The sequence below is a fragment of the Rhizobium bangladeshense genome (genome assembly GCF_017357245.1).
Classification (GTDB): Bacteria; Pseudomonadota; Alphaproteobacteria; order Rhizobiales; family Rhizobiaceae; genus Rhizobium; species Rhizobium bangladeshense.
On the sequence record NZ_CP071612.1, the window covers coordinates 739,709 to 750,664 of the forward strand.

The 10,956-nt window shown below is 62.0% G+C and carries 6 protein-coding genes and 1 tRNA gene; 5 read left to right on the forward strand and 2 right to left on the reverse strand.

Annotated features, from left to right (window positions below):
* The first annotated feature begins 4 nt into the window (after positions 1-4).
* Together J2J98_RS03585 and J2J98_RS03590 are read left to right on the forward strand one after the other, a co-directional pair.
* Positions 5-916, forward strand: coding sequence for an ABC transporter permease subunit (locus J2J98_RS03585; RefSeq protein ID WP_207602355.1), 912 nt, complete (start codon positions 5-7; stop codon positions 914-916).
* Between the two features lie 2 nt (positions 917-918).
* A complete protein-coding gene (locus J2J98_RS03590) occupies positions 919-1,734 on the forward strand; it encodes an ABC transporter permease (RefSeq protein WP_207602356.1) in 816 nt (271 codons plus the stop codon).
* Between the two features lie 12 nt (positions 1,735-1,746).
* Here J2J98_RS03590 and J2J98_RS03595 read toward each other — a convergent pair whose 3' ends face one another.
* Positions 1,747-3,639 (reverse strand): AsmA family protein, encoded by a 1,893-nt coding sequence (locus J2J98_RS03595; RefSeq protein ID WP_207602357.1) that lies wholly within the window; start codon positions 3,637-3,639, stop codon positions 1,747-1,749.
* A 240-nt stretch (positions 3,640-3,879) separates the two neighbouring features.
* Here J2J98_RS03595 and J2J98_RS03600 point away from each other — a divergent pair, with 240 nt between their 5' ends.
* Positions 3,880-5,832: an acetoacetate--CoA ligase gene (locus J2J98_RS03600; RefSeq protein ID WP_207602358.1), complete on the forward strand. Its 1,953-nt coding sequence runs from the start codon at positions 3,880-3,882 to the stop codon at positions 5,830-5,832.
* A gap of 312 nt (positions 5,833-6,144) precedes the next feature.
* Here J2J98_RS03600 and J2J98_RS03605 read toward each other — a convergent pair whose 3' ends face one another.
* Complete coding sequence (locus J2J98_RS03605) at positions 6,145-9,969, reverse strand: ATP-binding protein (RefSeq protein ID WP_207602359.1); 3,825 nt, start codon at positions 9,967-9,969, stop codon at positions 6,145-6,147.
* Positions 9,970-10,182: 213 nt separating this feature from the next.
* Here J2J98_RS03605 and J2J98_RS03610 point away from each other — a divergent pair, with 213 nt between their 5' ends.
* Together J2J98_RS03610 and J2J98_RS03615 are read left to right on the forward strand one after the other, a co-directional pair.
* Positions 10,183-10,632, forward strand: a complete 450-nt coding sequence (locus tag J2J98_RS03610; protein ID WP_064709924.1) for a phasin — start codon at positions 10,183-10,185, stop codon at positions 10,630-10,632.
* A 130-nt stretch (positions 10,633-10,762) separates the two neighbouring features.
* Positions 10,763-10,839 (forward strand) — tRNA-His (locus J2J98_RS03615).
* Positions 10,840-10,956: the final 117 nt, after the last annotated feature.

The window sequence follows — 10,956 nt, forward strand, 5'->3', positions numbered from 1 at the left end:
GCCTATGGAAACCGCCGCATCGCGCCTCTACAATCGCCTCGTCATCATCATTCCCTATGCTTGGCTGCTGCTTTTCTTTCTCGCGCCGTTCTTCATCGTCTTCCGCATCTCGCTGTCGACGACGGCAATCGCCATACCGCCATATGAGCCGGTCTTCTCTTTGGCCGACGGCTGGAGTGCTTTCTGGAGCAAGGTCGCAACTTTCTCCTTTGACAATTATAGCTACCTCATCGACGATCCGCTTTACTTCAACGCTTATCTCTCGAGCGTCATCATCGCGGCGGTCTCGACCTTCCTCATGCTTCTGATCGCCTATCCGATTGCCTATGGCATGGCGCAGGCGCCGCGCGGCATTCGCCCGACGCTTTTGATGCTCGTCATTCTGCCGTTCTGGACCAGCTTCCTGATCCGCGTCTATTCCTGGATTGCGATCTTGAAGCCCGAAGGACTGCTGAACCAGCTTCTCCTGTCTCTGCATATGATCGACAGCCCGCTGATCATTCTCAACACCACCACCGCCGTTTATATCGGGATCGTCTATTCCTATCTGCCCTTTATGGTGCTGCCGCTCTATGCGGCGCTCGAAAAAATGGACGGCACGCTGATCGAGGCAGCGCAGGATCTCGGCTGCACGCCGATTCAGGCTTTCTGGCGCGTCACCTTCCCGCTGTCGATCCCGGGTGTGATTGCCGGCTGCATGCTGGTCTTCATCCCCGCCGTCGGCGAGTTCGTCATTCCCGATCTTCTCGGCGGTTCGCAGACGCTAATGATCGGCAAGACGCTCTGGAACGAATTCAATGCCAACAGGGACTGGCCGGTTTCCTCGGCGGTCGCGACCATCCTGCTCATGATCCTGGTCATTCCGATCGTCTTCTTCCAGAATGCGCAAGCCAAGGCCGAAGAGCGGGGGAGATAGCCATGCTGAGGTGGACCCGTTTCAACATCATCTCCGTCGCGCTCGGCTTTGCATTCCTCTATCTGCCGATCGTGCTGCTGGTGGTCTTTTCCTTCAACGAATCGAAGCTCGTCACCGTCTGGGGCGGCTTCTCGACGAAATGGTATGTGTCGCTGCTGTCGAACCAGGCCCTGCTCGACGCCGCCTGGGTGACGATCCGCGTCGGTCTGCTGTCGGCCACCTTCGCAACCATCCTCGGCACCATGGCGGCGCTGACGCTGGTGCGCTATACGCGCTTTCGCGGCCGGATGCTCTTTTCAGGCATGGTCTATGCGCCACTCGTCATGCCCGAAGTCATTACCGGTCTCTCGCTGTTGCTGCTCTTCGTGGCGATCGGCCTCGACCGCGGCTTCTGGACCATCACGCTTGCGCATACGACGCTGACCATGTGCTTCGTCGCCGTCGTCGTGCAATCACGGCTCTTAAGCTTCGATCAATCGATCGAGGAAGCCGCGCAGGATCTCGGCGCGCCGCCGGTGCGGACCTTCTTCGAGATCACGCTGCCGATCATCTCCCCGGCGGTGTTTTCCGGCTGGATCCTGGCTTTCACGCTGTCGCTGGATGACCTGGTGATTGCAAGTTTCACCTCAGGCCCGGGCGCAACCACCCTGCCGATGAAGATCTATAGCCAGGTGCGCCTTGGAGTGACGCCCGAGATCAACGCGATCTGCACGATCCTGATCGCCATCGTCGCGCTCGGCGTTATCTGCGCATCCGTGGTCACCAAGCGGCGCGAAGTGCAGCGCGAGCGCGACGAGCGCGCCGCCGCCGGCGCCTGACCAGGAAAGTCTCTACGGCGCGTGCGGCGTGCCGCCAAAAAGCGGGACCGGCGAGATGACCGGGTTCGGCCATGAGCCGCCGACGAAGAACGGCAGAAGCGGCAGCTCCGCCGCCTTGGCTGGATCGGTCGCCTCCAGCGATCCGGACAGCGCCAGTCCGTTGGATTGATAGGTGATGACGCCGGAAAGTGTCAGCGTCTGCGCTGGTCCGGCGATATTCGCGTCGTGGATCTCGGCCGAACCGTTGGCAAAATCGGCCCGGAGATCCAGTCGGTTGAAGGTAAAGGCGCCGCTCGCCGCTGCGCTCAGCGGAAAGAACGGCTTTTCTGCGGCCTGTGTCCTGAGCGCGCCGGCATCGATGCCCGGGATCGTCCCCTCTTTCGTCCAGAAGTGCAGCTTGCCGGTGACGTCGGCAGGACCGGTCGTCCAGATCGCTTTCGGCGACTGCAGCTCGAGATCGAGCGATCCGGTCGCAAGCGGCAAAGGTCCCTTGAGCTGCAGGCGCTCGGCAAGGCCAGCGAAGTCGGCATCGCGGATCGACAACTGCAGCTTGCCACCGCCGTCGAAGTCGCGCCGCGTCGCCTCCAGATGCGCCGTCATTTCGCCGCCTTCAAAAGCGCTGTCGCCGATATCGAATTTCGCTTCGCCGCCGGTAACGATCATGCTGGCGCCGACATCGGAAAGCTCGAAGCGGCCCATCTCAGCGCGCCGCGCCGAAAGCCTGACGTCGACGTCGAGCAGTTGCAGCGGCTCGCTGATGCCGTTGGAGAGTCCCTCCGCCTCACCGGCCGCCAATCTCAATGCGAAAGCGTCGAGGAATGGTTTCAGGTTCATCTGGTCGAAGGCGAGCGTGCCGCCGATCTTCGGCCGTCTGCCGGCCGTGGTCGAAAGGTCCATCACGCCGGTGGCGCTCGCCTCGTTCAGCGACAGGCTGAGATCGTTGAAACGCAGCCCGCTGCCCGACGACATGATGTTGGATTCCAGCGAGGCGCTCTTCAGCGTTCCGACGCCGGGGACCGATCTGCCCGACCATGTCAGAAACGCCGGCACATCGGGAATGTTGACGGCGATATTGCCGGAAAGAGCCGAAAGGCTGGCGATGCTGGCGATCCCTTGAAAACGCGCCGTCAGCAGGCTTGACGTCAGCGACGTGCGCGTCTCGGCGCTCCTGCCGGCAAAGGCAAGCAGCGGCTGGCGCGAGGCGAAATCGACCTTAAGGTCCACGCCGTTGATGCGGGCGATGACGACCGCCGAGATCGCGTCCGAGAGCCGCGGCCAGGCGATGTCGGCCGTGACGCTGTCGAGATTGTAAGTCTTGGCGCTCTTGACGTCGGTAACGGCAAGCGTGCCGTCCTCGATGGTCACCGCACCGATCTCGGCGTCGAGAGCGGGATCCAGCACCTCCGCGCCGTTTTCGTAGCGCACGCCGCTGATCGCGCGCGCAAGCAGGCCTGCGTAACTCCAGTCGATCAGGCCATTCTCGTCACGCGTCAGCGCCAGTTTGGGCCGCAGCAGATGGAACTCGTGAAAGCTCGTCCGGCCTCTGAGCGCATCGATAAGGCTGAAATCCGCCGAGAGGCTTTCAATACTGCCGAGCAGCTTGTCGCCGCTTTCGCGAGGTTGGCCGATGGTGACCTGGTTGAGCGTGATGCGCGGCGTCGGCCAGAATTCGAGGACCGGATCGCCCTTGATCTCGGCATGATAACCTGTCCATTTCGACAGCGCATCCTCGATGCCGGAGCGCACGAAACCGGTCGTGATGAGATAGGGCGCTGCGACCCTGAGGGCCACGAACAGCGCAAGCGCAACCAGCAGAAGCAGCGTCGAGACGCGGGCGAAGGCCGGCAGCCAGCGCGAAACAGGCCCGATCTTCCTGCGCCACCTGCGATGTCTAGACGTACTCATGATCTCCGCCGGTTACCCCTTATGCGCCGATTTCGCCCGATATATGAAATATCGGGCCTATGCAAATCCAATGCATGTCGCCTTGAAGTGTGCAGCGGTTCCGGAACGACGACACGCATCAAGACGAAGAGCTGAACCGCGTCCGACGAATCTGGTTTGGCGCGGCCTTTGATCGGGCAGTTGCGCACTTTATAATGCAATGCAGCATGATATAAAGACGGCATTGGGGAGGAGGAATGAATGCAAGATAATAAGCCACTTTGGGTGCCCTCGGCCGAGACCATCGCCAAAAGCCCGATCCATGCCTTCATCGAGCGCTGCAACGCCGAGTTCGGGCTTTCGCTTTCGGGCTTTCAAGATCTGCACGCATGGTCGGTGGCCGAGCGGGAGAAATTCTGGTCGAGCGTCTGGAGTTTCTGCGGCGTGAAGGGAGAACGCGGCGCAGAGGTGCTCGTCGACGGCGACAACATGCTCGGCGCCCGCTTCTTTCCCGATGCGACGCTCAACTTCGCCGAAAACCTGCTGCCCCATCACGGCGAGGCAGACGCCATCATTTTCCGCGGCGAGGACAAGGCCTGGGATCGCTGGTCGTGGGACCGCCTGCGCGCTCTGGTCTCCAGGCTGCAGCAGGCCTTCGCGGCACTTGGCATCGGCAAGGGCGACCGTATCGCCGCCATGATGCCGAACATGCCGGAGACAGTCGCCGCCATGCTCGCCGCCTCCTCGATCGGTGCCATTTGGTCATCCTGCTCCCCAGATTTCGGCGAGCAGGGCGTGCTCGACCGCTTCGGCCAGATCGGCCCCAGGCTTTTCATCGCCTGCGATGCCTATTGGTACTCCGGCAAACTGCAGGATGTCGGCCCCAAGGTTGCTGCGGTGGCGAAAAGCCTCGGTGTCCCCACGATCGTCGTCCACTATGCCGGCGATGCCGAGGCGGTGGCGGGCAAGACGCCCGGGGCTTCGACGCTGGAAGCCTTCATTGCGCCCTATGAGGCCAGGGAGATCGCGTTTACGCCGCTTGCCTTCGCCCATCCGCTCTACATCCTCTTTTCCTCAGGCACGACGGGTGTGCCCAAATGCATCGTGCATTCGGCCGGCGGTACGCTGCTGCAGCATCTCAAGGAGCACCGGCTCCATTGCGGCCTTCAGGCGGGCGATAAGCTCTTCTACTTCACCACCTGCGGCTGGATGATGTGGAACTGGCTGGTCAGCGGGCTTGCCAGCGGCGCCACGCTCTGCCTGTTCGACGGCTCGCCCTTTGCACCTGACGGCAATGTGTTGTTCGACTATGCCGAGGCGGAAAAATTCGCGATTTTCGGCACCTCGGCAAAATATATCGATGCGGTGCGCAAGGGCGGACTGACGCCCCGCGCCAGCCATGATCTCTCCAGCCTGCGGCTGATGACCTCCACCGGCTCGCCGCTGTCGCCCGAGGGTTTCACCTTCGTCTACGAGGGCATCAAGGAGGAGGTCCAGCTCGCCTCGATCTCAGGCGGTACCGATATCGTTTCCTGCTTCGTGCTCGGCAATCCGCTGCAGCCGGTCTGGCGCGGCGAAATCCAGGGCCCGGGCCTTGGTCTTGCGGTCGACGTCTGGAGCGATGACGGCAAGCCGGTGCGCGGCCAGAAGGGCGAACTGGTCTGCACCAAGGCCTTCCCTTCCATGCCTGTCATGTTCTGGAACGACCCTGATGGGGCCAAATATCGCGCCGCCTATTTCGACCGGTTCGACAATGTCTGGTGCCATGGCGATTTTGCTGAATGGACGGAGCATGGCGGCCTTATCATCCATGGCCGCTCGGATGCGACGCTCAACCCTGGCGGCGTGCGCATCGGCACAGCCGAGATCTACAACCAGGTGGAGCAGATGGACGAGGTGGCCGAGGCGCTGTGCATCGGCCAGGAGTGGGACGATGACGTGCGTGTCATCCTCTTTGTCCGACTTGCGTCCGGTGTAACGCTGACCGAGGATCTCATCAAGGCGATCAAGACGCGTATTCGCACCGGCGCCTCGCCGCGGCACGTGCCGGCAAAAATTATCGCGGTTGCCGATATTCCCCGCACCAAATCCGGCAAGATCGTCGAGCTTGCAGTGCGCGAGGTCGTTCATGGCAGGCCGGTGAAAAACCAGGAGGCGCTCGCCAATCCGGAGGCGCTGCGGCTTTTCGCTGATTTGAGGGAACTGAGTGACTGATAAGAAATTGTAAACTACAAGCTTTCACCATTCAGCAATCCACTGTGATGGAAACCTTTCGTTAAGAAACCTTCGTCAAAGGTGAAACAACTTGGGGGCCGCACATGAACGAGGCGGTCTGAAGCCTTCGGGCTTACGAAACATGACGTTCATCGACTGAGCTCTTGTTGAACAGCACCCATTCAAGGCAGCCTCTGGCTGCCTTTTTTTTGCCTGCTGTGCAGCGTTTCAGGTTCCTTCGCCACCCGCATTTGCCCTACCGAGTTCACCTGCGGCAGAATGCCGCAATCAAACCAGGAAAGGCTCTGGGGATCAGCCAGCCAGCACGCGCTGCGACGGGAAGGTGATCTCGACGAGCGTGCCTTCGTTCGGGGCCGAATTGATCGAGAATGTCGCCCGGTTGGCATCCACCATCGCTTTGGTCAAGGGCAGGCCGAGCCCGGTGCCGTCGCCGCGATGGCGTGACTGGGTCGAGGAAACCTGACGGAACGGCTTCATCGCATGGTCGAGTTCGGCGCGCGTCATGCCGATGCCGGTATCGCGAACCCTCAACACGACGCTGCCATTCGCCTCGTAGGAGGTGGAAACGACGATCTGACCGCCAGAGGGCGTGAAGCGGATGGCATTCGACAGGATGTTGAGCGCGATCTGCTTGATCGAACGCAGATCGGCCACGACGTCTGGCACCGAATGCGACAGCGCCGTGCGGATGATGACGCGCTGGCCATTCGCCTGCGGCTGGACGAGGGCGACGGCCTCCGAGATCGCCTCGTTGAGGCCGACGGCGGCAAAGTCGAGATCCATCTCGCCCGCCTCGATCTTCGAAATGTCGAGGAGATCGTTGACGATATCCAGCACGTGTCGGCCGGAGCGACCGATATCGTTGGCATATTCGATGTAACGGGGATGGCCGATCGGACCGAAACGCTCGCCGGCCATCATGTCGGAAAAGCCGATGATGGCGTTTAGCGGCGTGCGGATTTCATGGCTGACGCGGGCGAGGAAATCGGTCTTATGGGCGTTGGCGGTCTCGGCCGCGCCCTTGGCGTTGCGCAGCTCTTCCTCGGTGCGTTTCCACTGGGTGATATCGCGGATGACGGCGCAATAGCCGTTCGACGAGGTAAGCCGGCCCATCGTCATGAAAAGCGGCACGAAGCCGCCGCCGGCCTCGCGGCCGATCACCTCGCGCCCGTCGTTCAGAACGCTTGCCACGCCGTGGCCGGAGAGCCCGTTCAGATAGTCGAGAACTGCTTTCTGGCTCTCATGAGCAAACAGCATGACAAAGGGTTTGCCACGCGTCTCCTGCTCGTCGTAATTGAACAGGGCGCTCGCCGACCGGTTCATCGAACGAATGTCGCCCTCCGTGCCGATGACGACGACGCCGTCGGTCGCCGTTTCCAGGATCGAGCGCAATTCCTCGACCTCGACCTGAAGCTTGGCGACCTTCTCGACCATCCGCTCCGGACGCGCCTCGGCACGGTTGCTTTCGCCGCGGACATCCTCCTTGCCTTCTACAGGCATGAGCGCCAGCATCAGCGCATTGGCATCTTCCCAGCGCACCGATTGCAGTCGCGCGGTTACGGGCGTCAGCGTGTCGTCGGCCTTGACGAGCATCATGGTGCCGGAACCGGCCGCCTTTTCCTCAAGGTCGCGGCGCTGCAGCAGGGCTTCGATCCCGCCCACTTCGCGCAGCGCGTCGAGCGATTGGTAACCCGTCAGCCGCATGAATTCAGGGTTGGCATGGATCAGCGCATCGCCGACGTGGATAAGGACTGCGACGGGCAATTGGTCGACCGTTCCGGCCGAAAGCCCATCGGTCATCTTCACGCGCGGCGGGATGAAACTTGTGAGAACCTCGATCTGGCTGACCGTCTCCTCGAGCCCTTCCGTCGCCTCGTCCTCGGCGATGGCGGTGGGCTCTTCAGTGGCGCCGTCTTCGCGCACCGCCTCGGCCGCGTTCTCGAAGATCGCTTCCTGCGGCGCTATCTCATCGAGCGAAGCTGTGTCGGCGCTATCGGCGACTGGCGCTTCGCCTGTGAAGGTTTGCGGTTCCGCGATTTCTTCGAAAGACGCCGTTTCGGTGGCGGTGGTGCCCGCCGGTGCCGGGGTGTCAGGCTCTTCCCTGCGGGCGCCGAAGGCTTCCAGGCGCTTGGCGATTTCGCGGAAGTTCGCCTGCTCAGCGGCCGTCAATGCGGCGCCTGTGCTGTGAAGCTGCACGATCTTGTCGGTGGAACGGCGATTAGGGGTTTCCGCGACGCGAAGCGCCGGGGGCTCGTCTGCGGCATCGGCCGGGGCCGCTTCACCCGCGCCGGCGTTGACGCCGTCCCGCGGTTCTTCGGCGGCGCTTTCCAAGGCGGGCGGCTCGAAGCCGGCCTCTTCCACGGTGGCTTCGGGGGATGTCTCTTCGGTCGGGGCGGCTGCAGCCGGCGTCTGGTCCTCGACCTCGTCGGCGGCTGTCGTTTCCGCCAGGACCGCTTCGGGCGCTTGAGCATCGTGGGTCGGGTCGGTGACAGTTTCGGATGCGGGGCCGAGGCTTGCCGCATCATGGCCTATGCCGTTCGGACCGAGCGTCAGGCCGAGCGCCAGCGGATCTTCCTGCGCATCGGAGAGCCTGACGACGCCGAAGCCGCGGAAACCGTCGAAGTCGCGGTTGCGGGTGTAGGTCGGTAGCGCAGCGAGATCGACAGGAACGACGAGGCTGGTGCCTTCGACCGGCCAGAGGATCGTCTTGCCCGACCACGTGTCGCGGCGGGCGAGTGCCTCCGAAAGCTTGCCGTCAGGGTCGAGATTGAAAAGGGCGGCAATATCGCTGAAGGCGGAGCCGATGATGGCGGATGCATGCGGACCGACAGCCTCGGCAAATTCGTGGCTGACCTCGTTGAACCGGCCTTCCGCGTCGATCTTCCAGACGAAGCGCGTGGCGCGGCTGTTCGGCCTGAAGACGAAACCGGGTTCGGGCGCAAGCGACGGGGCAGGGGAGGCGCCTGAAGCTGCGGTGGCGGGCTCTTCGGGAACGGTTTCCGGCGCCTCATCGACCGGCATTTGGCCGGCTTCGGCAGGTGTCTCCGCCATCGCGGTCGCTTCCGCCGTCTCGTTGGCGGAGTATATCGCGGCGGCGTCGACGTGCTCCTCGGCCTCGTAGGCCTCATTCACGCTGCTCTCGTTCGCGCGCCCGTCGTTCTCCGGCGTTTCGTCTTCGGCCGGATTCCTCTCCCCAACCGGTGCCTCTGCGGATGTGGCAGTTGCCGCGGTCGGCCGGGCGCTTTCGTCGACGATCTCCTCCAGCGTCTCCTCGACCTCCTCGATCCCAGAGACCGCGTCGACCATCTCGCTGAATCCGTTCGCCGCAGCCGCCTCTTCCGGAGGAAGTTCGGAGAGCGGTGTGCTTTCTTCGCCCGCAGCCGCATCAGCCGCCTGCGCCGGTGCATCGACTGCGTCGAGCACGGGCGCGTCGATCGGGTCGAGATGACCGATCGCGGTCTCCACGGCAAAGAGCAGATTGAGCGCCGGCTCGTCGCTCAGCCTGCCGACCGCTGCCGGGAGATAACCCCTGCCGGTGGCGACCGGGCGCTTCACCAGGCGGTCGGGATGGGCGCCGGCAAGGTTGATCAAGGCCTTTGCGGTCTCGACTGAAATGGCGAGCGAGGCAAAGCCAGGCGAGGCGGCGATGACCTCGCCATTGGCGCCGATGACAGCCATATGCGTGTCGGGATCATCGAGACCCTGCAGCATCCGGGTCGCCGCAGCGCCTGCCGTCAGCGGCTTTGCCGACACCGGCACTGAAAACAGAATGGCTTTCTCGCCCGATGAAAGCCGGATCAGTTCGGCCGTCGCCTGCACCTGCACGCGCTGAAAGCCCTTTGCGATACGGATCATCAGGCTTCTGTTGTCGCCGACGTCGGCAAGCTGACGCGCCGCCGTTTCCAGTTGGCGGAAGGTGATATCGGTGCGATCGACGCCCTGGTCGAGCAGATCGTAGACTGCTGAATGGCCGAAAAGCTCAGCACCCGCACCGTTTGCCCAAAGCAGGCGGGCAAGATCGGCCGAAAGCAGGACCATCGCCTCGCCGCGTGAAAATCGTTCCCGCACCCGCGCATGCACGGCGATATCGATGAACGGGTATTGGACTGCGGGCATGATCGAACCTTGTCGCTGTCGGCCTTCTAAATTAACGGCTTATTAATAACTGCAGGTCGCATGCCGGTCCAGAACAGCGGGGTCCTTTCAGCCGAAAGGGTTAACGAGTTGTGCGATGCACAATAAATGTTGCAATGCACAATAAGATGCCCTATATAGACTTCATTCAATGACCACAGGCAGCAACTGCCTTAGCCCAAAGGAATGCGACCCATGGCTACCATAAAGACCGATGACGTTTTTTCAATCGCTTCTTTCGACCCGTCCAAGTTGGCTGAATCCTTCCGTGAATTCGCCGAAAAGGGCGCACAGCAGTCGAAGGAAGCCTATGCCAAGCTGAAGACTGCCGGCGAGGAAGCCGGCAAGACGCTCGAAGCCACCGTCCAGACGGCACAGGCGGGCACCGTCGAGATCGGCCTGAAGGCGATCGACGTCCTGCGCGTCAATGCCGAAACCTCGCTCTCGCACATGGAAGCACTGCTCGGCGTCAAGTCAGTCGCCGAATTCGTCGAGCTGCAGACCTCCTTCCTGCGCAAGCAGGCCGAACTCGCCGTGGATCAGGCGAAGTCCATGCAGGAAACCACCAAGCAGGTTGCCGAAAAGCTCGCAAAGCCCTCCAAGGAAGCCGCCGAAAAGGCGATGGCATCCTTCAAGGTCGCCTGATCGGTCTTTGCCGATCGGAAACAAAAGGCTGGACCTCGTGTCCAGCCTTTTTGTATATTGACGAGGAATGGGGCTTGAATTCATGGCCAAGTCCTCGTATGTGACCCCCATCGCGCCGAGCGTGATTTATGCGGTTGTAGCTCAGTTGGTTAGAGCGCAGGTTTGTGGCACCTGAGGTCGGAGGTTCGAGACCCCCCAACCGTACCATCTCCCCCACGTCAGCTTTCCATCAGACAAATCCTTCTAGATACGTCTTTTCGAACCAGCATCGTAAGTACAGCCGTTAACTGTATCTGTAATGATCCTGTACGGATGTTTGTCGTG